General features: G+C 59.1%; 20 protein-coding genes. 6 read left to right on the forward strand and 14 right to left on the reverse strand.

All coding sequences use genetic code 11. The features are described from left to right. Positions 1–244: 244 nt before the first annotated feature. A complete protein-coding gene (locus DAI21_RS19935) occupies positions 245–967 on the forward strand; it encodes an ABC transporter ATP-binding protein (RefSeq protein ID WP_107704000.1) in 723 nt (240 codons plus the stop codon). On the opposite strand, the gene bioD is transcribed toward DAI21_RS19935, so the two are convergent. From bioD to bioB, 4 genes are read right to left on the reverse strand one after another with little or no spacing between them, the layout of a single operon-like run. Further along, entirely contained in the window at positions 930–1631 is a 702-nt protein-coding gene (gene bioD / locus DAI21_RS19940) for a dethiobiotin synthase (protein ID WP_199908233.1), read from the reverse strand. The genes DAI21_RS19935 and bioD overlap by 38 nt on opposite strands. Further along, entirely contained in the window at positions 1624–2379 is a 756-nt protein-coding gene (gene bioC / locus DAI21_RS19945) for a malonyl-ACP O-methyltransferase BioC (protein WP_107704002.1), read from the reverse strand. The genes bioD and bioC overlap by 8 nt, the downstream gene beginning before the upstream one ends. Further along, positions 2366–3517: an 8-amino-7-oxononanoate synthase gene (gene bioF, locus DAI21_RS19950; RefSeq protein WP_107704003.1), complete on the reverse strand. Its 1152-nt coding sequence runs from the start codon at positions 3515–3517 to the stop codon at positions 2366–2368. Before bioF ends, bioC begins: the two co-directional genes overlap by 14 nt. After that, positions 3514–4554, reverse strand: coding sequence for a biotin synthase BioB (bioB, locus tag DAI21_RS19955; RefSeq protein WP_100777137.1), 1041 nt, complete (start codon positions 4552–4554; stop codon positions 3514–3516). The genes bioF and bioB overlap by 4 nt, the downstream gene beginning before the upstream one ends. Before the next feature lie 71 nt (positions 4555–4625). Here bioB and bioA point away from each other — a divergent pair, with 71 nt between their 5' ends. Beyond that, the gene (gene bioA, locus DAI21_RS19960) at positions 4626–5933 is read left to right on the forward strand and encodes an adenosylmethionine--8-amino-7-oxononanoate transaminase (RefSeq protein ID WP_107704004.1); all 1308 of its coding nucleotides are present in this window, start codon (positions 4626–4628) and stop codon (positions 5931–5933) included. Positions 5934–6004: 71 nt separating this feature from the next. After that, positions 6005–6481: a kinase inhibitor gene (locus tag DAI21_RS19965; protein WP_100777139.1), complete on the forward strand. Its 477-nt coding sequence runs from the start codon at positions 6005–6007 to the stop codon at positions 6479–6481. A gap of 102 nt (positions 6482–6583) precedes the next feature. On the opposite strand, the gene hutH is transcribed toward DAI21_RS19965, so the two are convergent. From hutH to hutI, 5 genes are all read right to left on the reverse strand, one after another. After that, entirely contained in the window at positions 6584–8104 is a 1521-nt protein-coding gene (gene hutH, locus DAI21_RS19970) for a histidine ammonia-lyase (protein ID WP_107704005.1), read from the reverse strand. After that, entirely contained in the window at positions 8104–9789 is a 1686-nt protein-coding gene (gene hutU / locus DAI21_RS19975) for a urocanate hydratase (protein ID WP_107704006.1), read from the reverse strand. Before hutU ends, hutH begins: the two co-directional genes overlap by 1 nt. A gap of 127 nt (positions 9790–9916) precedes the next feature. Beyond that, entirely contained in the window at positions 9917–10651 is a 735-nt protein-coding gene (locus DAI21_RS19980) for a histidine utilization repressor (protein WP_100777142.1), read from the reverse strand. 19 nt (positions 10652–10670) lie between these two features. Further along, positions 10671–11609 carry a formimidoylglutamase gene (hutG, locus tag DAI21_RS19985; protein ID WP_107704007.1) on the reverse strand — a complete coding sequence of 313 codons (939 nt, stop codon included), beginning with the start codon at positions 11607–11609 and terminating at the stop codon, positions 10671–10673. After that, positions 11606–12829, reverse strand: a complete 1224-nt coding sequence (gene hutI / locus DAI21_RS19990; protein WP_107704008.1) for an imidazolonepropionase — start codon at positions 12827–12829, stop codon at positions 11606–11608. Before hutI ends, hutG begins: the two co-directional genes overlap by 4 nt. A 224-nt stretch (positions 12830–13053) precedes the next feature. On the opposite strand from hutI, the gene DAI21_RS19995 reads away from it, so the two are divergent. Continuing rightward, positions 13054–14337, forward strand: coding sequence for a putative acyl-CoA thioester hydrolase (locus DAI21_RS19995; RefSeq protein WP_107704009.1), 1284 nt, complete (start codon positions 13054–13056; stop codon positions 14335–14337). Between the two features lie 58 nt (positions 14338–14395). Here the strand turns inward: DAI21_RS19995 and pgl are convergent, their stop codons facing one another. Further along, positions 14396–15391, reverse strand: coding sequence for a 6-phosphogluconolactonase (gene pgl, locus DAI21_RS20000; RefSeq protein WP_100777146.1), 996 nt, complete (start codon positions 15389–15391; stop codon positions 14396–14398). Between the two features lie 141 nt (positions 15392–15532). Here pgl and DAI21_RS20005 point away from each other — a divergent pair, with 141 nt between their 5' ends. Next, the gene (locus DAI21_RS20005; RefSeq protein ID WP_107704010.1) at positions 15533–16351 is read left to right on the forward strand and encodes a pyridoxal phosphatase; all 819 of its coding nucleotides are present in this window, start codon (positions 15533–15535) and stop codon (positions 16349–16351) included. On the opposite strand, the gene modC is transcribed toward DAI21_RS20005, so the two are convergent. The 4 genes from modC to DAI21_RS20025 all read right to left on the reverse strand — a co-directional run bounded on the left by modC (position 16352) and on the right by DAI21_RS20025 (position 19203). Then, complete coding sequence (gene modC / locus DAI21_RS20010) at positions 16352–17410, reverse strand: molybdenum ABC transporter ATP-binding protein ModC (RefSeq protein WP_100777148.1); 1059 nt, start codon at positions 17408–17410, stop codon at positions 16352–16354. Between the two features lie 2 nt (positions 17411–17412). Next, a complete protein-coding gene (gene modB / locus DAI21_RS20015; RefSeq protein ID WP_100777149.1) occupies positions 17413–18102 on the reverse strand; it encodes a molybdate ABC transporter permease subunit in 690 nt (229 codons plus the stop codon). Next, positions 18102–18875: a molybdate ABC transporter substrate-binding protein gene (gene modA / locus DAI21_RS20020; protein WP_107704011.1), complete on the reverse strand. Its 774-nt coding sequence runs from the start codon at positions 18873–18875 to the stop codon at positions 18102–18104. Before modA ends, modB begins: the two co-directional genes overlap by 1 nt. A 178-nt stretch (positions 18876–19053) precedes the next feature. After that, positions 19054–19203, reverse strand: a complete 150-nt coding sequence (locus DAI21_RS20025; RefSeq protein WP_072241805.1) for an AcrZ family multidrug efflux pump-associated protein — start codon at positions 19201–19203, stop codon at positions 19054–19056. 128 nt (positions 19204–19331) lie between these two features. Here DAI21_RS20025 and modE point away from each other — a divergent pair, with 128 nt between their 5' ends. Beyond that, positions 19332–20120, forward strand: a complete 789-nt coding sequence (modE, locus tag DAI21_RS20030; RefSeq protein WP_107704012.1) for a molybdenum-dependent transcriptional regulator — start codon at positions 19332–19334, stop codon at positions 20118–20120. Positions 20121–20149: the final 29 nt, after the last annotated feature.

Raw genomic sequence — 20149 nt, forward strand, 5'->3', positions numbered from 1 at the left:
TTCCCAAGGGCATGTCCGTAAAAAATATTTATAGCTCTTTTTTGATGATATTCAGCCCCACCGCGCATAACCGACTGGCGAGATCTTAATCACATTTCCGTCATTCTGTGCACAGCCCGCCCTTTTCACGGCTGTGAGCCAAATCTGAAAAGTGCAGCATATCGAACCACGCCATCGGTTATGGCAAGGGTTTTGCAGATTATCCTGAGACGTCTCATCCCTCATGCGTTTTAAGGAGTGAAATATGCTAAGTCTGCGCGCCGTTAATCAGTTCTATGGAAGTCAGCACACGCTGTGGAATGTCGATCTGGATTTGCCGCCAGGGATGTGTACAGGCGTTATCGGGCTGCCGGGTATGGGGAAAACCACGCTTATCAACTGCATCACCGGCCAGTTGCCCATCGAGAGCGGCACCATCATCTGGCATGAAGCGGGCGCGCCACCGTGCAATTTGAGCAGCGCTGCACCTGAGCAGTGCGCGATGCCGGGCATTGGCTATGTCTCACAGGACCGGCGTATTTTCTCGCAGCTCACCGTTGAGGAGAATCTGCACGTGGCCATGCGCGCCAAAGGTGCGCCCGATGCGGCGGCGAGCAGTGATATTTACGAGCTGTTTCCCCAGCTCTGGCCGCTGCGTCACGCCAGAGCGACGGGGATGTCACCCGACGAGCAGTACCAGCTGGCGCTGGCCAATGCGCTGATTTGCCGCCCTCGCCTGCTGATTCTGGACGAGCCGCTGCACGGCACGGGAGGCACCTTTGCCATCCGGCTTGGGCAGCTGCTGATGCGGTTGAGTCGGGAGCTGGGAATGACGGTGCTGTTAGCGGAACAGCAGCTGTCGTTTATTCGCCGGGTGGCCGATCGTTTTTGCGTGCTCTATCGCGGGCGTAACGTGGCTCAGGGCCACGTTAACGAGCTGGATGATGAGCTTATCGCCCACTGGATGTCGCTGGATGCAAGACGCTGAGATCGAGATACTGCCCGGTCTCGGCCTGCTCTGCGCCCTCAGCAAGCCAGGGGATCTCCCCGAGGAACGGCGCAGAAAGCACGTTTTTCAGCGTCGCAAGATACTCCTGATGACGTTTACCTGGGGCCACCACGTCGTTGGCGATCCAGCCTGCGAAGCGTAAACCGGCCTGCTGAATCGCTTGCGCGGTGAGCATCGCGTGGTTGATACAGCCAAGCTTAACGCCCACGACCAGGATCACCGGCAGCTGTTCTTCCTGCACCCAGTCAGCAAACGTCTGATGCGCCGAGAGCGGCGTAAACCAGCCGCCAGCCCCTTCGACCAGCACCCATTCCGCCTGCTGCTCCAGCGCGCGCAGGCCCGCAGAGAGAACCGAAAACGCAATCGGACGCTGCTCGTCGGCGCTGATGATGTGCGGAGAAGTTGGCTCGGCGAAGGTGTACGGATTCACCGCCTGATACGGCAGTGCAAGCGTGCTGTGGCGTTGCAGCGCCAGCGCGTCGGAGTTGCGCAAGCCTTCCGGCGTTATCTCGCTGCCTGAGGCCACCGGTTTGTACCCGGCGGTGATGAATCCCTGCAAACGCGCTGCCTGCAACAGCGCCGAGCTGGCGACGGTTTTACCGACTTCAGTGTCGGTTCCGGTGACAAAATAGCGTTCAGTCACGTTCGATAATCCCATGAAAGAGTTGATAAGAGAGCGGGAATTCCCCGCGCACACGCGGCCACGCCAGCTCAAGTTGCGTTAGCTCGCCGCGCGTGAGCGGTTTTCGCGCCCGTCCGTCGTGCAGATGGGTGGCGCCAATCCCTTTCAGCGAGCGCATCGCGCTCAGGGCATCGCTGAAAGAGAGGGTAACGACCTCCGTGGTGGCCCTGTAGCGCCACCCGGCGAGGGCGTCGTTCACCGCCTGCTCCGGTAAAAAACGGTTGGCGTGCGGCCGTTCATCCACCGCACGCCAGGCCTGATTCAGCTCCGGCAGAGAGTTATCGAGCAGCGTCGTGAAGGCGACCGTGCCGCCGGGACGCGTGACCCGATACAGCTCGCGCAACGCCTGCGGCAGACTGGCGCACCACTGCACCGCCAGATGGCTCCAGACCAGGTCAAACTGTGCGTCCGGCAGCGGAATAGACTCGATATCCCCCACCAGATAATCATCGGCCGCCTGCTGGTAGCGCGCCTGTTCCAGCATTTGCGGGGAGAGGTCGAGGGCCGTCACATGGCTGCCCGCCTCGCGCCAGAGACGGCTGTTTGCGCCAGGCCCGCAGCCTGCATCCAGCACGGCGTGGAAACGCCCCTCGCCGAGCAGCGTTTTCAGCCCCTGGGCGCTCCGGCGCTGCAGGTCGTCGTGTCGGGAATAACTTTGCGCCGCCCGCCCGAAAGCAGAGGCGATGGCCTGCTTGTTAACCTGCGTCATGCAGCGCCTCCAGTAAATCATCAATATCCTGCGTGTGGTGTGCGGCCGTCAGGGTCAGGCGTAATCGCGCGGTACCCGCCGGAACGGTTGGCGGGCGGATCGCCGTCACCCACATGCCACGCTCGCGAAGCTGCTGCGCCAGATGCAAGGCACGGCTGTTCTCGCCCACAATCAGCGGCTGGATGGCACTTTGCGAATCGGTCATCTGCCAGGGTAGCTCGCGCACGCCCGCCCTAAAGCGCTGGATGTGCGCAGCCAGAGTGTTTCGCCGCTGCTCGCCCTCTGCGCTGCGGACAACCCTCAGTGCCTCCAGCAGCGCCACGGCCTGCGCAGGCGGCATACTGGTGCTGTAGATCAGATGGCGGGCGAATTGCAGCAGGTAATCCGCGACGGATTCGCTGCATAACACCGCCGCACCGCTGATGCCAAACCCTTTGCCGAAGGTCACAATCAGCAGCTCCGGTTTGACAGCCTGGCTGGCAGCACTTCCGCGCCCTTCCGCGCCCAGCACACCAACGCCGTGGGCATCGTCCACCAGCATCCAGGCGTTGTGCTGGCGTGCCGCGGCATGGAGTTCACCCAGCGGAGCGCAATCGCCATCCATGCTGAAGACCCCTTCCGTCACCACCAGCTGTTGCCCGTCGCAGGATTTTGCCAGCAGCGCGTTGAGCTGGGCGGCGTCGTTATGGGCAAACCGGCGCAGCTGCGCCGGGCTGAGGCTGGCCGCTTCGAGCAGGGAGGCGTGGCTCAGGCGGTCGGCGACAATCCGATCCTCTTTTCCCATCAGGGCCGCAATCAGCGCCTGATTGGCGGCAAAACCGGAGATAAACAGCAGCGCGCGGGGATAGCCGAGCCAGTCGGCAAGGGCCTCTTCCAGCGCCTGATGCGCGGTGGTATAGCCTGTCACATGCCCCGACCCGCCGCTGCCGACGCCCCAGGTTTCCGCACCCTGCTGCCAGGCACGAATGATCGCCGGATGCTGGCTCAGGCCGAGATAATCGTTGCTCGAAAAGTTGCAGAACCGGCGCGTTTCGCGGGTCAGAAAACGCCCGCCGCTTTCGACCGCCAAGCGCGAGCGAAATGCGTCCGCCGCGCGGCGTTCCTCCAGCGCGGCGTCGATGCGGTGTTGCCAGGTCATAGGGCTGCCGCGTTGTAGAACTGTTCGGTGTCGGCGTTGAAAAGTTGCTGTTCCAGCTGGTGCTGCTGCTCGTTATCCCCCGTCAACACCTCGGTCTGATGCGGATTCAGCCCCAGTTTGCGGAACAGCTGGACATCTTTGTCCTCTTCCGGGTTTGGCGTGGTCAGCAGTTTGCAGCCGTAGAAAATTGAGTTTGCGCCCGCCATAAAGCACATCGCCTGAGTCTGCTCGCTCATCTGCTCACGGCCTGCGGAGAGGCGCACAAACGAGGTCGGCATCATGATGCGCGCGACGGCAATCGTGCGGATAAAATCAAACGCATCCACGTCGTCGTTATCGGCCATCGGCGTGCCTTTGACCTTCACCAGCATGTTGATCGGCACGCTTTCCGGCGGCGTCGGCAAATTCGCCAGCTGCAATAGCAGACCGGCGCGATCTTTTACCGTTTCACCCAGGCCGACGATCCCCCCGGAGCAGACTTTAATCCCCGCGTCGCGCACCTTGTCGAGCGTATCGAGACGCTCCTGGTAGGTGCGGGTGGTGATGATATTGCCGTAGAATTCCGGCGAGGTATCGAGGTTATGGTTGTAGTAGTCCAGACCCGCCGCCGACAGGCGCTGCGCCTGCGTTTCGTTAAGCGTACCGAGCGTCATGCAAGCTTCCAGCCCCATCGCTTTCACGCCCTGCACCATCTGCTCCAGATACGGCATGTCACGGTCGTGCGGGTTTTTCCACGCGGCTCCCATGCAGAAGCGGGTCGAACCGGCGTTTTTCGCCTTGCGTGCCGAGTCGAGCACCTGCTCCACTTCCATCAGCCGCTCGGCCTCCAGCCCGGTTTTGTAGCGCGCACTTTGTGGGCAATATTTGCAGTCTTCCGGGCAGGCACCGGTTTTGATCGACAGCAGCGTGCTGACCTGCACATGGCGCGGATCGAAGTGCTGGCGGTGGATTTGCTGGGCTTCGAACATCAGTTCGAGGAAAGGTTTATTAAATAATTCGGTGACTTGCGACATTGTCCAACGTACAGGGTTAGCCATCGGGCTTCTCCAAAAAGGGGTTCAGTTCATTGTGGGTTCGGTTTATACTTGTAAACCTAAAACTTTTCAAAATGGTTTACAAGTCGATTATGACCCCGGACGATCTCGCCTTCGACAAGCAACATATCTGGCACCCCTACACCTCCATGACCCGCCCGCTGCCCGTTTATCCGGTCGCCTCGGCGCACGGGTGTGAACTGCATCTGGCCACCGGCGAAACGCTGGTCGACGGGATGTCCTCCTGGTGGGCAACCATCCACGGGTACAACCATCCGCGCCTGAACGCGGCGATGAAAACGCAAATTGACCAGATGTCCCACGTGATGTTTGGCGGGATCACCCATCAGCCGGCGATTGAGTTGTGTCGTCGGCTGGTCTCCATGACTCCGGACGCGCTGGAATGCGTTTTCCTCGCCGATTCCGGTTCGGTGGCGGTGGAAGTGGCGATGAAAATGGCGCTGCAGTACTGGCAGGCGAAAGGCGAGGCGCGCCAGCGTTTCCTCACTTTCCGCAACGGCTATCACGGCGACACCTTCGGCGCGATGTCGGTCTGCGATCCCGATAACTCGATGCACAGCCTGTGGCAGGGTTATCTGCCGGAAAACCTGTTCGCCCCGGCGCCGCAAAGCCGTTTTGGCGGCGAGTGGAACGAAATGGATATGGTCGGATTTGCCCGTCTGATGGCCGCCCATCGCCACGAGATTGCCGCCGTGATCCTTGAGCCTGTCGTTCAGGGCGCGGGGGGAATGCGCATGTATCATCCCGAGTGGCTGAAACGCATCCGAAAGATGTGCGATCGGGAGGGTATCCTGCTGATTGCCGACGAAATCGCCACTGGATTTGGCCGCACCGGCAAGCTCTTTGCCTGCGACCATGCGAACATCGCCCCGGATATTTTGTGCCTCGGTAAAGCCCTGACGGGCGGCACCATGACCCTCTCCGCAACGCTCACGACCCGTCACGTAGCCGACACCATCAGCGACGGCGAAGCCGGCTGCTTTATGCACGGCCCGACGTTTATGGGCAATCCGCTGGCCTGCACGGTCGCCAGTGAAAGTCTGGCTATTCTGGAAAGCGGCGAATGGCAGACGCAGGTTGCGGCGATTGAATCCCAACTCACGCGTGAACTGGCGAGCGCGGCGCAGTCAGAGTTCGTGGCCGACGTGCGGGTGCTGGGCGCAATTGGCGTGGTCGAAACGCGCCATCCGGTGAACATGGCGGCATTGCAGCGTTTCTTCGTCGATCGTGGCGTGTGGGTGCGACCGTTCGGTAAATTGATCTACCTGATGCCGCCGTACATCATCACCCCAGAGCAACTGCAGAAGCTGACCCGCGCGGTGAATGAGGCTGTTAACATTCCCGCACATTTTGCGATTTAACCCAACGCGTTAGCTTCGGTATGCTGTTTTATGCAGTACACTTTTTGCATGGCTACGTACGGAGAAATCGCATGAAGATAATCAGTCAGGATCTGCGCGACGGTGAAAAATTACCCGAGCGTCACGTGTTTAACGGCATGGGTTATCAGGGCGATAATATTTCGCCGCACCTGGCCTGGGATGATGTTCCGCCGGGGACGAAGAGTTTTGTCGTCACCTGCTACGACCCGGATGCGCCAACCGGCTCCGGCTGGTGGCACTGGATTGTCGCAAACCTGCCCGCCGACACGCGCGTGCTGCCGCAGGGCTCCGGCTCTGATTTAACGGCATTGCCGGAAGGGGCCATTCAGACCCGCACCGATTTCGGCAAAGCGGGATATGGCGGCGCGGCGCCGCCAAAAGGTGAGACGCACCGGTATATTTTCACCGTTCATGCCCTGGACGTTGAGAAGATCGATGTCGATGAAGGCGCGAGCGGCGCAATGGTTGGCTTTAACGTGCATTTTCACACGCTGGGAAGTGCGTCGATTACGGCGATGTATTCGTAAAAAAGCCGGGCGGCGGCGTCGCCTCACCCGGCCTGTACGGTTCATTCATCACGAAAACGTCGTTTTACAGACCCGGCAAGCGCAGCGCTGCCGGGCTGTGCTTTACAGCACCGCGGGTAATAACGTCACCAGGCTCCCCGCATTCAGTAATTCCATCGCCTTATCAATATCCGGCGCAAAGAAACGGTCGTCGTCGTAGTGCGTGACGTGTTCTCGCAACGTCTGGCGCGCCTGCTCCAGCAGGGGACTAGATTTCAGCCCTTCGCGCAGGTCGATCCCCTGCACCGCCGCAAGCCACTCGACCGCGATCACGCCGCGCGTATTGTAGGCCATCTCCCACAGACGACGCCCGGCCGCCGGCGCCATAGAGACATGGTCTTCCTGGTTGGCAGAGGTCGGCAGGCTGTCCACGCTGTGCGGATGGGACAGCGCTTTGTTCTCGCTCGCCAGCGCCGCCGCCGTCACCTGCGCAATCATAAACCCGGAATTTACGCCGCCGTTGCGCACCAGGAATGGCGGCAGTTGCGACATGTGTTTATCCATCATCAGCGCGATACGACGCTCAGAGAGCGAACCTATTTCGGCAATCGCCAGCGCCAGATTATCGGCAGCCATCGCCACCGGCTCCGCGTGGAAGTTTCCGCCCGACACTACATCATTCTGCTCGGCGAACACCAGAGGGTTATCGGAAACCGCGTTCGCTTCCACCAGCAGCACGTCGGCGGCCTGACGAATTTGCGTCAGACACGCGCCCATCACCTGCGGCTGACAGCGCAGGGAGTACGGGTCCTGCACTTTGTCGCAGTTATGGTGCGAATCCGCAATTGCGCTGGTGTCGGTCAGCAGATGACGGTACATCGCCGCCGCATCAATTTGCCCGCGCTGGCCGCGCACCTCATGGATACGGGCATCAAACGGACGACGCGAACCGAGCACGGCTTCCGTGGTCAGCGCACCGCACACCACTGCCGAGGCAAACAGGTCTTCAGCTTCGAACAGACCGCGCAGGGCGAACGCTGTGGAAGCCTGGGTGCCGTTCAGCAGGGCCAGCCCCTCTTTCGCCGCCAGAGTAATTGGCGTTAATCCGGCTTTTTGCAGCGCCTCTTTGGCGGGCAGCCATTGCCCCTGCCAGCGTGCTTTGCCTTCGCCGAGGAGCAGCAACGACATGTGCGCCAGCGGCGCCAGATCGCCCGAGGCGCCCACCGAGCCTTTGGCCGGGATCCACGGATAGACCTGCGCGTTGACCAGAGCGATTAGCGCCTGAATCACGCTCAGGCGGATACCGGAGAAACCGCGCGCCAGGCTGTTAATTTTCAGCACCATCATCAGTCGGACGATCTCGTCATCCAGCGGTTCGCCGACCCCCGCCGCGTGGGACAGCACCAGCGAGCGCTGTAAGTTTTCCAGATCGTGCGTGGCGATGCGCGTCTGCGCCAGCAGGCCGAAACCGGTGTTGATGCCATAGGCCGTGCGATCTTCGGCGACGATGGCTTCCACGCAGGCGACGCTGTCGTTGATCGCCTGATGGGCGTTTTCATCCAGGGTCAGCGTAACCGGGTGGCGCCAGGCACTGCGCAGGTGAGCGAAGGTCAGCGCGCCGGGCGTAATAGTCAGTGCATTCATCAGTGTTTTCCTTGTGTGGCGGCGACCATCGGCAGGTTCAGCCCCTGCTCTTTCGCACAGTCAATCGCGATGTCGTAGCCCGCGTCGGCATGGCGCATGACGCCTGTCGCCGGGTCGTTATGCAGTACGCGGGCGATGCGGGCGGCAGCTTCGTCGGTACCGTCGCAGACAATCACCATGCCCGCATGTTGGGAGAAGCCCATCCCGACGCCGCCGCCGTGGTGTAGCGAAACCCAGGTCGCGCCGCTGGCGGTATTCAGCAGGGCGTTGAGTAACGGCCAGTCAGAGACCGCGTCAGAGCCGTCCTGCATGGCTTCGGTTTCGCGGTTTGGGCTGGCAACTGAGCCGGAATCCAGGTGGTCTCGACCAATCACAATCGGCGCGGAGACTTCGCCGCTGCGCACCATTTCGTTAAAGGCCAGGCCGAGTTTTTGGCGCCACTCCAGCCCCACCCAGCAGATACGCGCGGGCAGCCCCTGGAAGTTGATGCGTTCACGCGCCATGTCCAGCCAGTGGTGCAGGTGCGCGTCGTCGGCGACGATGGCTTTCACTTTGGCGTCAGTTTTGTAGATATCTTCCGGGTCGCCCGAGAGCGCTACCCAGCGGAACGGGCCAATGCCGCGACAGAACAGCGGACGGATATAGGCCGGGACAAAACCAGGGAAGTCGAACGCGTTTTCCACGCCCATCTCTTTCGCCATCTGGCGAATATTGTTGCCGTAGTCGAAGGTCGGTACGCCCATTTTGCTGAACGCCAGCATCGCCGACACATGCTCAGCCATCGAGCGTTTGGCGGCCAGCACCGTCCCTTCCGGGTCGGTTTGGGATTTTTGCTGGTACTCTTCCCAGCTCCAGCCTTTTGGCAGGTAGCCGTGGAGGGGATCGTGGGCGCTGGTCTGGTCGGTGACCAGGTCCGGGCGCACGCCGCGCGCCACCAGTTCCGGAACGACCTCCGCCGCGTTGCCGCACAGAGCAATCGACACGGTTTTGCCTTCGGCGGTGTATTTCTGAATGCGCGCCAGCGCGTCATCGAGATTGTCGGCCTGCTCATCGACATAGCGGGTGCGCAGGCGGAAATCGATGCGGCTCTGCTGACATTCGATGTTCAGGGAGCAGGCGCCCGCCAGTGTTGCTGCCAGCGGCTGTGCGCCGCCCATGCCGCCCAGTCCGGCGGTCAGTACCCAGCGCCCTTTCAGGGAGCCGTTATAGTGCTGGCGTCCGGCTTCGACGAAGGTTTCGTAGGTGCCCTGCACGATGCCCTGGCTACCAATGTAGATCCAACTGCCCGCAGTCATCTGGCCGTACATCGCCAGCCCCTTGGCGTCCAGCTCATTAAAGTGTTCCCAGGTTGCCCAGTGCGGAACAAGGTTTGAGTTGGCAATCAGCACCCGTGGCGCATTCTTATGGGTTTTGAACACCCCGACCGGTTTACCGGATTGCACCAGCAGGGTTTCGTCGATTTCGAGGTTGGTGAGCGCGTCCACAATGGCGTCGTAGCATTCCCAGTTACGCGCCGCACGACCGATGCCGCCGTACACCACCAGCTCGTGAGGGTTTTCGGCGACGTCGGGATCGAGGTTGTTCATCAACATGCGCAGCGGCGCTTCGGTGAGCCAGCTTTTGGCGGTGAGCGTGGTGCCGCGCGGGGCGCGGACATCCTGCTGACGGTATTTACCTGACGACATTGTGTGGTCCTCATACGGGATGAAAGATACAAACAGATATACTTGTATAGACAACCACGCACAAGGTCAGATTTAACAATAAAGATACAATTTTGTTATATTGTGTTAGCTATCACGCTTTGAAAACCTATGACATAAAGTGGCCTTGTAACCGGTAACGGGAACCGGGGAATAACAGTCTGGCGTGCGAGACAATCTGCCCGGAAGACCAGGTGCGGCGGCGGATCAGCAGGCACGGGTCGTGCTCTTTAATGCGCAGTCTTTCGCACTCCTGCGGGGTGGCACGCACCGCTTCGACAATGTGTTCGCCCTCGGTAAGCGGAGCGACCTGCGACAGCCAGGCGTGGGGCGTGGTCTGGGTATAATCCTGCTGAAGATAATCGGGCACCCGTTCGGCGTTGACGCAGCGATCCTCGATTTGCACCGGAACGTCGTTCTCGAAATGCACCATCACCGAGTGGAAAATCCGCGCCCCCTCTTTGACATTCAGCTCAACCGCCTGCTCGGCACTGGCCTGTGTCTCCTCAAGCACCAGCACTTCACAGTGGTGCTGATGATTGCGCGAGGCGATCTCGTCGGCAATGCTGCGGATTTCAAACAGCGCCGACTGCCCTTTCGGCTCGGCGACGAACGTTCCCACCCCCTGCAAACGCACCAGCAGCCCTTCATCCGTGAGTTCACGCAGTGCGCGGTTGATGGTCATACGGCTGAAACCAAACTGCGCCACCAGTTCGGCCTCGGAAGGGATACGGTCGTGCGGCTGCCAGACGCCGGTGGCGATCTTCTCGCTGATGGCCTGTTTTACCTTTTCGTAGAAAGGGGCTGGCGCGCCGGAAGGCGGATTCGGTGAGCGTGAAAACATTGTTACTCCTTAAAATGATTTATGCCCACCAGTGAGCAATTTGCCAGGCCAGACGCGCCGCGAGCCGCGCGCCCTGTCCGTCGCGATCGTAAACCGGATTAAACTCGACCAAATCTACTGCCTGCAGTTTTCCGCTGCGACAGATTTCGCCAATCACCGGCATTATATCCAGGGCCGACACGCCGAGCGCCGCCGGGGCTGAGACGGCAGGCATTTCACCGGCAGGCAGTACGTCGAGATCGATGGTCAGATAGACGCGGTCGGCCTGCGCCAGGACGCTTTCCAGCACCGGTAACGCCTCCCGGTGAAAATCGAGATCTTCCACCAGCGTCACGTTGAGGCGGGCCGCTTCGTCCCACAGCGCCTGCGTATTCGCCGCCCGGCTGACGCCCAGACAGGCGTACTGAAATTCGCGGTTCTGCGCCTCGCAATACTGCGCGAGCTGGCGGAACGGCGTGCCTGATGTGGCGTGGTCGGCCTTGCGGAGATCAAGGTGCGCGTCGAGATTGATAATCGCAACGCGTTCGTGAGGAAAGGCATCCAGCACTCCGCGACCGTGGGCCCAAGCCGTTTCGTGGCCGCCGCCAAACACCAGCGTGCGCATACCCGACTGTTGGCAGGCCAGCACCGCATCACTCAGCGCGCGCTGAGCATCTTCGAGCCGATCGCCCGCAACGGCGATGGTACCCATATCGATCAGCGTGTCGTGCCCGCTGTGGCTGGCCATGTTTGCCAGCGCTTTGCGCAATACGTCGGGCGCCTGCGCGGCACCGGTCCGCCCATGGTTGCGCCGCACGCCTGCATCACACTCGAAACCTAACAGCGCAATGCCTGAACTTTGGGGCGCAAAACGATCGGTCTGGGCGATAGTCTGAAAAATTCGCAGCGCGTTGCTGGCTTCGCTGCTGTCATCGCGCCCCTGCCAGAGATCAGCGGGCGTTGGCCGCCACAGTGTCATGATATTTTCCCTCGAAACACACGCTGATAGAGCGGATTACGCCCCGGCTCGTAGACCATTTCCACCGGCCGCTCGGCATCCCAGATGACGAAATCAGCGACAAAACCGGCCTTGAGCTGACCGTGGGTGGCCCCCCGACCCAGCGCCTGTGCCGCGTGACGCGTCACGCCTGCCCATGCTTCTTCCGGCGTTAAACCAAACTGCACGCAGGCCATGTTCATCGCCAGATGCAGGCTGGCAAACGGGCTGGTGCCGGGGTTGTAGTCCGTGGCGACAGCCATCGGCACGCCCTGTTTACGCAGCTGATCGACAGGCGGACGCTGACGTTCCTGTAAGAAGTAAAACGCGCCGGGTAGCAGCACTGCGACCGTGTCGCTGTGCGCCATCGCGTTGACCCCCGCGTCATCGAGATACTCAATATGATCGGCGGACCAGCCGTGGTAGCGGCTCACTAATGCGGCGCCCCCCAGCCTGGAAAGCTGTTCGACATGGCCTTTGACGGGAATGCCCAGCGCGGCGGCCGCTTGAAATACCCGTTCGGTTTGCGACAGCGTGAAGCCGACGTTTTCGCAAAATACGTCCACCGCTTCAAACAGCCCTTCGTGCCAGAGAGTTGGCATGATCTGCTCGCAAACCTGCGTCAGATAAGCGTCCGGATCCTGACGGTACTCCTTGGGTACGGCGTGAGCGGCGAGCAGCGTTGGGCTGATTTCAACCCGATGGCTTTGCGCCAGAGTCTGGGCGACGCGCAGCATTTTCTCTTCGGTCTGCGCATTCAGGCCATAACCTGACTTGATCTCAAGGGTGGTGACGCCTTCCTGCATCAGCCGATGCAGGCGCTGTTCTGCCCGCTTCAGTAATGAGGGTTCATCGCTTTCGCGGGTGGCAGCCACGGTCGCATTGATTCCGCCGCCCTGAGCGCTGATGGTCTGATAAGAGACGCCGTTCAGACGCTGTTCCCACTCTGCGGCGCGATCGCCACCGAACACCAGATGGGTGTGACAATCGATCAGACCGGGCGTGACCAGTCGTCCCCCGAGATCGACCTGATGAGCATGCGTGGCTGGGACCTCCGTTTCAGGGATAATCGCCACAATCCTCTCGCCGCGCACCACCAGAGCCGCGTTGTCACGCAGGCCGTAAGGTGCGGGTTCATCAGGGTTCATGGTCGCCAGTCGTGCGTTACGCCAGATAAGATCGTCGGGATGAAGCTGATGCATAGGACTTCCGCTTGTCATGGGTTGTATAGACATTTATTTTCATTCGTTTGCCCGTGTCAACCGGCTTTACGGAAATTGTTATTTATTTGTGACGACTTCCCCGCCGGGCGCGGGTGAAATATGCAACTTTTTCGTATTTCATCTTCCCGTTTCGCTCAACTTAGTATAAAAAAGCAGGCTATTTCGATCATCCCGTTAAGACTCGCGAAGCAAGGAGCTTTCCCTTGAACATTTCCAGGATTTCTCGTCTGGCGTTGGCACTCGCCTTTGGCGTGACACTGTCAGCGTGCAGCTCAACGCCACCTGACCAGCTGCCCTCTGAGCAGGCCGCACCAGGCACGGCATCTCGCCCAATTCTGTCTGCTGGCGAAGCGAAGAACTTCACCGCTGCACATTATTACACTGCCATGGACCCGAACGCGGCACCGTGGACGCCTTCTTCTATTAACGTTCCTGCGCAGCCTAACTTCGTGGTTGGCCCGGCAGGCACGCAGGGCGTGACGCACACCAGCATTCAGGCTGCCGTTGACGCTGCCATCACGAAACACAGCGCATCACGCCAGTACATCGCAATTCTGCCAGGCGAGTACGAAGGGACGGTCTACGTTCCCGCCGCACCGGGCAGCATTACGATTTACGGTACCGGTGATAAAGCGATTGACGTGAAAATCGGTCTGGCGATCGACTCTGAAATCGACCGCAACACCTGGCGTCACCTGGTGAACCCGGCCGGTAAATATATGCCGGGCAAACCAGCGTGGTATATGTTCGATAGCTGCCAGAGCAAGCAGAGCGCCACTATCGGCATGATGTGCTCGGCGGTGTTCTGGTCGCAGAACAACGGCCTGCAACTGCAGAACCTGACCATTCAGAACACCCTGGGTGACAGCGTGGATGCGGGTAACCATCAGGCTGTGGCGCTGCGTACTGACGGCGACAAAGTTCAGATCAACAACGTGAATATTCTGGGTCGTCAGAACACCTTCTTCGTGACCAACAGCGGTGTGCAGAACACCCTGCAGAATAACCGTCTGACCCGTACTCAGGTGACCAACAGCTATATCGAAGGTGATGTGGATATCGTCTCCGGTCGCGGCGCAGTGGTGTTTGATAACACCGAATTCCGCGTGGTGAACTCCCGTACTCAGCAGGAAGGTTACGTGTTTGCACCCGCAACGCTGTCCAACATGTTCTACGGCTTCCTGGCCGTTAACAGCCGCTTTACCGCAGCCGGTGACGGCGTGGCGCAGCTGGGACGTTCGCTGGACATCGACTCTGCCACCAACGGTCAGGTCGTGATCCGCGACAGCGTCATTAACGAAGGCTTTAACATGGCAAAACCATGGGCCGACGCGGCAATCTCCAAACGTCCTTACTCCGGTAACACCGGCGCGATGGATGATAAAGGAAACGTGCAGCGCAACCTGAACGACGCTAACTTCAACCGCATGTGGGAATACAACAACCGCGGTCTGGGCAGCAAAGTGGTTGCAGAGCCGAAGCAGTAATCCCGAACGCCGGGCATAAAAAAACCTCGCAAATGCGAGGTTTTTTGTTTCACGCCGCTTAGTGCGCGTTTACCACCACCCACATTGGGCCCTGGCCTACGGCATAGCGGCCTTTCTCTTCCAGCAGGCCCTGCTCGCCTTTGATTTCATACAGCGCGATGTGGTGGGATTTCTGCCCCGCCGCCACCAGGAATTTACCGCTGTTATCAATATTAAAGCCGCGCGGCTGGGTTTCGGTTGGCTGGAAGCCTTCGATTGCCAGCACGCTGCCATCTTCAGAGATACTGAAAATGGTAATCAGGCTTGAAGTACGGTCGCAGGCGTACAGATGACGACCATCCGGGGTGATGTGAATATCCGCCGCCCAGCGGGTGTCGGTAAAGTCTGACGGCATCATGTCCAGGGTCTGAACGCGTTCAATCTTGCCGTTCGGATCGTTCAGTGCCCACACGTCAACAGAGCTGTTTAGCTCATTCACCACATAGGCGTACTGCTGATTCGGGTGGAACACCATGTGGCGCGGGCCTGCGCCCTCAACGGTGGTGATTTCCGCCGGAGTCTGCGCAGCCAGATGGCCGTCGTCGCTCAAGGTAAACAGGCAGATTCGATCCTGTTTCAGCGCCGGAACCCACAGCGTGCGGTTGTCCGGAGAGATATTGGCCGAGTGGCAGCCTTCCAGCCCTTCAACCACTTCCACGGTGTCGCGCGGAAGGCCATCTTCCAGACGCGTGACGCTCACGCAGCCCGCATTGTAAGAACCGCTGAAGATGAACTGGCCTTTGCGATCGGTCGAGATGTGCGTCGGGCTGCCCGGGAGCGGCGCTTCGGCGGTATAGGTCAGGGCACCATCGTCCGGTGCAATGCGGTAGGCCAGCACGCGAAACTCAGGACGCACGCCTACGTACAGAAAACGTTTATCCGGGCTGACAACCATCGGTTGCACCTGTCCCGGCACATCAACAACCTGCACCAGCGTGAGCGAGCCTTCCGCATTCAAACGCCAGACGTGGATCTGCTGGCTCTCAGGACTGGCGGTATAAACGGTTTGTTTCATGAATACTCCTCTCCTCACTGCGCGTGAAAGTGATTAACTTTTTAACGGTGAATGCTGAATTTTAGCCTGGCATTTTGTGGGTCACGCCTCTCGGTGTACCATCCCCTAAGACCATAATTCAACATTAACCCGGAAGAACAAATGACCTCGCGTGTGATTGCTCTGGATTTAGACGGTACGCTGTTAACCCCGCAAAAAACCCTGCTCCCCTCTTCGCTCGAAGCACTGAAACGTGCTCAGGAAGCGGGATATCAACTCCTGATTGTTACCGGTCGACATCACGTTGCCATTCATCCTTTTTATCAGGCACTGGCGTTAGATACACCTGCAATTTGTTGTAATGGCACTTATTTGTATGATTATCATGCAAAAAAGGTTCTTGAGTCCGATCCGCTGCCGGTGACTGAGGCGTTACAACTGATTGATCTGCTGGATGAGCACGCCATTCACGGCCTGATGTACGTGGATAACGCCATGGTCTATGAGCGCCCGACCGGGCATGTCATCCGTACCAGCAACTGGGCGCTGTCACTGCCCGAGGCCCAGCGTCCGGTCTTTACGCAGGTGTCATCTTTACGCCAGGCGGCCGCCGACGTCGATGCTATCTGGAAATTTGCCCTGACGGACGAAGATACGAACAAGCTGAACGCGTTCGCGAAACATGTTGAGCAGACGCTGGGTCTGGAGTGCGAATGGTCCTGGCACGATCAGGTGGATATCGCGCGTAAAGGCAACAGCAAAGGCAAACGCCTGACGCAGTTTGTTGAATCTCAGGGCGGGTCGATGAAAGACGTGATCGCTTTCGGGGATAACTACAACGACATCAGCATGCTGGAGGCTGCCGGCACTGGCGTGGCGATGGGCAATGCCGACGATGCCGTGAAAGCGCGTGCCAACGTGGTCATTGGCGACAACACCACCGACAGCATCGCGCAGTACATTTACACCCATCTGCTGTGATCAGGCGGTGATCGAGACACTCTTGATCTGCGCGTAAAGCCACAGGCCAGGTTTGATGCCAAGCTCATCCCTGGCCCACGGGCTGATGCGCGCCCATAGCTTTCTGCTGCCCACTTCCAGCTGTACTTCCACCTGGCCGTTATCATCCACACACTGGGCCACTTTCGCGCGCAAAATATTACGAATACTGGTCTGCAACGGCGGCTGAAGTACCAGAGAAACATCCGACGCCTGAATGCGAATACGCAACGCGGATTGCAGCGGCTTGTCGATCTTATTGACCCACAGATGCTGATCGCCCAGCGCCAGCGCCGTCATGGCGTAGTGCGGATGGTGCTCCAGCACGCTGACCTTCAGGATGCTGCTCTGCTGCTCTTTCGGCAGCCACGGATACATCACGCTGCTGCCCCACACCTCTTCCAGCGGCCCAAAGGCTTTCACGCTGCCGTTTTCCAGCACCAGCACGTTGTCCGCCAGATGCAGAATCTCGTCCAGCGAGTGGCTGACGTAGAGCATCGGAATGTTAATTTCCCGCGCCAGGCGTTGCAGATAAGGCAACAACTCGCGCTTACGCGGCAGATCGAGCGACGCCAGCGGCTCATCCAGCAGCAGGAGTTCCGGTGCGGTTAACAGCGCGCGACCAATCGCCACACGCTGTTTTTCACCGCCGGAGAGCGACGACGGGAGCCGGTCCAGCAGCGATTCAATGCCCAGCAGCGTGACCAGATTATCAAACTGACCGGCCATGCTTTTCGCCATGCCGTAGCGCAGATTGCCGCGCACTTTATAGTGCGGAAACAGGCGCGCGTCCTGGAACACATAGCCGATGCGCCGTTTTTCAGGGGCCAGGTAGATCTTATTTTCCGCGTCGTGAAGCACGCGATTGTTCAGCGCGATCCGCCCGGTTTGCGGGCGCGTCAGCCCGCTGATGGCATTAATCAGCGAGGTTTTTCCCGCGCCCGAAACGCCAAAGACGGCGGTAATTCCGCTGGCGGGCAGCGTTTCGTTGAGCACCAGACAGTGGTTGCCGAGCGTTTGAGTAAAGTTGAGTTCCAGCATGATTATTTCCCCATCCGCTCGCGGCTCAGACGCGCCAGCCATTCAGAAATCAGCAGCGACACCAGCGCCAGCACAATGGAGATAATGCACAGCCGTGCGGCAGCCCCTTCCCCGCCCGGCGTTTGAATCAGGGTGTACATCGCCGACGGAATGGTCCGCGTTTCGCCGGGGATGTTTGAAACAAAAGTAATGGTCGCGCCGAATTCACCCAGAGAACGGGCAAACGCCAGTACCGTACCGACGATAATTCCCGGCAACGTAAGGGGCAGCGTAATGGTGAAAAACACCCGCCAGCGCCCGGCACCGAGAGTACGCGCCGCCTGCTCCAGCTTGATGTCCACCCCTTCCAGCGCCAGGCGTATCGCACGCACCATCAGCGGGAAAGACATCACTGCCGCCGCCAGAACCGCGCCGCGCCAGCTAAACGCAAACGTCAGGCCGAACCAGTCATACAGCCACTGGCCGATAAAACCGCGTCGCCCCATCGCGATCAGCAATAAATACCCAACCACCACCGGCGGCAACACGAGAGGGAGATGAAGCACACTGTCGAGCAGGGCTTTGCCCGGAAACTGGCAGCGAACCAGCAGCCAGGCAAAAAAGATCCCAAAGGGCAAACTAAAGGCAACTGCCAGGGAAGAGACTTTAAGGCTCAGCAGCACGGCCTGCCATTCAGGATCAGTCAATATCATTAGTGAGTCGTAAATCCGTAACGTTTAAAGATGGCAGACGCTTCAGGCCCTTTCAGATAGTCGTAAAAGGCGCTGACCGTCGCATTTTTATGTCCATCAACAATAGCGATCGGGTATTCCACTTTCTTGTGCGAATCTTCCGGGAAGGTCCCAACCACTTTCACACCTTTACCGGCAACCGCATCGGAACCGTAGACAATCCCCAGCGGCGCTTCGTTGCGCTCCACCAGCGCCAGGGCGCCGCGCACATCTTCAGCCGGAGCCAGTTTCGGGGATAATGTATCCCACGCACCCAGTTTTTGCAGCGCTTCTTTCGCGTAGATGCCTGCCGGAACGTGGTCCGGATCGCCCACCGCCAGACGCCCGTCTTTCAGCAGGCTGGTCCAGTTAGTCTCTTTGTTGATGGTGAACTCGCCCTGCGCGCTGGCTTTTGGCGCGACCACCACCAGGCTGTTACCCAGCAGGGTTTTACGGGTGGCCGTATCGATCGATTTTTTCTCCACCGCGTAATCCATCCATTTCTGATCGGCAGAAATAAACAGATCCGCAGGCGCACCGGCTTCGATCTGGCGAGCCAGCGTTGAAGACGAAGCGAACGACGAAACCACATCGACGTTTTTCTCTTTTTTATACTGCGCCGCAATGTCCTGCATCGCGTTGGTCAGCGACGCCGCCGCAAAGACCGTGATTTTCCCTTCGTCAGCCAGTACCTGCCCGGCGACGGTAAGTGTCAGTGTTGCCCCTGCGAAAAGGCGTAACCATGTACGTGCCATTTGTAGCTCCTGTGAGTGTCGTTATATACAGACAAATATAACGATAACTGCAGGGATAACCTAGCGTTAAATCGTACCGTTTAAGGGGTAAACAAAGCTGATTCTGAAACTACTATCGGCGGGAGAGGCAGAAACTTGAGAGCAAAACGCCCGGACTGGCCGGGCGTTTTGGGAGGAATTAATGCTGCTTTTTAGGCTGGTCTTTGTGACCGATGTTCGAAAAGACGTTGAACACTTCACCCAGGCCGTAGATGGCGCCGAGGATGATGGCCATCACTACGGGTACCATGATCACGGCGAATACCAGACTTTTCAACAACTCTAACATGGTTTTCTCCAGACACTGTGAATGGCGTATTCTAACCTGAAAAGTCAGAAAAACATCCCCTTTTGTGCGGTAGGCTTTGCGCTGTCGGGCAATTGGGTCACAATAGGCTTTTTGCCAGGACACCGTCTATGCAGGCCGAAATTCTCCTTACCCTTCGACTTCAGCAGAAGCTTTTCGCCGATCCGCGACGTATTGCCCTGCTTAAACAGATAGAACAAACCGGTTCAATTAGCCAGGGCGCAAAGAATGCGGGCATTAGCTACAAAAGTGCCTGGGACGCCATCAATGAGATGAACAGCCTGAGCGAACAGACGCTGGTGGATCGGGCGACCGGCGGTAAGGGCGGCGGCGGCGCGATGCTAACCCGCTACGGCCAGCGCCTGATTCAGCTCTACGATCTGCTGGCCCAGATCCAGCAAAAAGCCTTCGACGTCCTGAGCGATGACGACGCGTTACCCCTCGACAGCCTGCTGGCCGCCATTTCCCGCTTCTCCCTGCAAACCAGCGCGCGAAACCAGTGGTTTGGCACTGTGACCGCACGCGATCGCGACCAGGTTCAGCAGCACATGGATATTCTGCTGGCCGACGGCACGACGCGGCTCAAAGTGGCGATTACCGCGCAGAGCGGCGAACGACTGGGGCTGGACGAAGGCAAAGAAGTGCTGGTGTTGCTGAAAGCGCCGTGGGTGAATATCACGCTGGATGAAAAGCAGGCCCAAGACGCCGATAACCAGCTGCACGGAAAGATCAGCCATATTGCGCGCGGCGACGAACAGAGCGAAGTACTTATGACCCTGCCCGACGGGCAAGTGCTGTGCGCCACGGTCCCGCTGGCCGAAGCAGAAGATTTATCGGAAGGCGCTGACGTCACCGCATATTTTAATGCTGACCGGGTGATTATCGCCACGTTGTGCTAAGTGCGTTGACAAACCTGCCGCCAGTGAGT

Source organism: Lelliottia sp. WB101 (assembly GCF_003051885.1).
In the GTDB taxonomy this organism is placed as follows: domain Bacteria; phylum Pseudomonadota; class Gammaproteobacteria; order Enterobacterales; family Enterobacteriaceae; genus Enterobacter; species Enterobacter nimipressuralis.

What these genes read in the sequence shown, in the direction of transcription:
- DAI21_RS19935 (WP_107704000.1), top strand. Translation starts at nt 245, where the DNA reads ATGCTAAGTCTGCGCGCCGTTAATCAGTTCTATGGAAGTCAGCACACG.
- bioC (WP_107704002.1), bottom strand. Translation starts at nt 2,379, where the DNA reads ATGACGCAGGTTAACAAGCAGGCCATCGCCTCTGCTTTCGGGCGGGCG.
- bioF (WP_107704003.1), bottom strand. Translation starts at nt 3,517, where the DNA reads ATGACCTGGCAACACCGCATCGACGCCGCGCTGGAGGAACGCCGCGCG.
- bioB (WP_100777137.1), bottom strand. Translation starts at nt 4,554, where the DNA reads ATGGCTAACCCTGTACGTTGGACAATGTCGCAAGTCACCGAATTATTT.
- bioA (WP_107704004.1), top strand. Translation starts at nt 4,626, where the DNA reads ATGGTTTACAAGTCGATTATGACCCCGGACGATCTCGCCTTCGACAAG.
- DAI21_RS19965 (WP_100777139.1), top strand. Translation starts at nt 6,005, where the DNA reads ATGAAGATAATCAGTCAGGATCTGCGCGACGGTGAAAAATTACCCGAG.
- hutH (WP_107704005.1), bottom strand. Translation starts at nt 8,104, where the DNA reads ATGAATGCACTGACTATTACGCCCGGCGCGCTGACCTTCGCTCACCTG.
- hutU (WP_107704006.1), bottom strand. Translation starts at nt 9,789, where the DNA reads ATGTCGTCAGGTAAATACCGTCAGCAGGATGTCCGCGCCCCGCGCGGC.
- DAI21_RS19980 (WP_100777142.1), bottom strand. Translation starts at nt 10,651, where the DNA reads ATGTTTTCACGCTCACCGAATCCGCCTTCCGGCGCGCCAGCCCCTTTC.
- hutG (WP_107704007.1), bottom strand. Translation starts at nt 11,609, where the DNA reads ATGACACTGTGGCGGCCAACGCCCGCTGATCTCTGGCAGGGGCGCGAT.
- hutI (WP_107704008.1), bottom strand. Translation starts at nt 12,829, where the DNA reads ATGCATCAGCTTCATCCCGACGATCTTATCTGGCGTAACGCACGACTG.
- pgl (WP_100777146.1), bottom strand. Translation starts at nt 15,391, where the DNA reads ATGAAACAAACCGTTTATACCGCCAGTCCTGAGAGCCAGCAGATCCAC.
- DAI21_RS20005 (WP_107704010.1), top strand. Translation starts at nt 15,533, where the DNA reads ATGACCTCGCGTGTGATTGCTCTGGATTTAGACGGTACGCTGTTAACC.
- modC (WP_100777148.1), bottom strand. Translation starts at nt 17,410, where the DNA reads ATGCTGGAACTCAACTTTACTCAAACGCTCGGCAACCACTGTCTGGTG.
- modB (WP_100777149.1), bottom strand. Translation starts at nt 18,102, where the DNA reads ATGATATTGACTGATCCTGAATGGCAGGCCGTGCTGCTGAGCCTTAAA.
- modA (WP_107704011.1), bottom strand. Translation starts at nt 18,875, where the DNA reads ATGGCACGTACATGGTTACGCCTTTTCGCAGGGGCAACACTGACACTT.
- DAI21_RS20025 (WP_072241805.1), bottom strand. Translation starts at nt 19,203, where the DNA reads ATGTTAGAGTTGTTGAAAAGTCTGGTATTCGCCGTGATCATGGTACCC.
- modE (WP_107704012.1), top strand. Translation starts at nt 19,332, where the DNA reads ATGCAGGCCGAAATTCTCCTTACCCTTCGACTTCAGCAGAAGCTTTTC.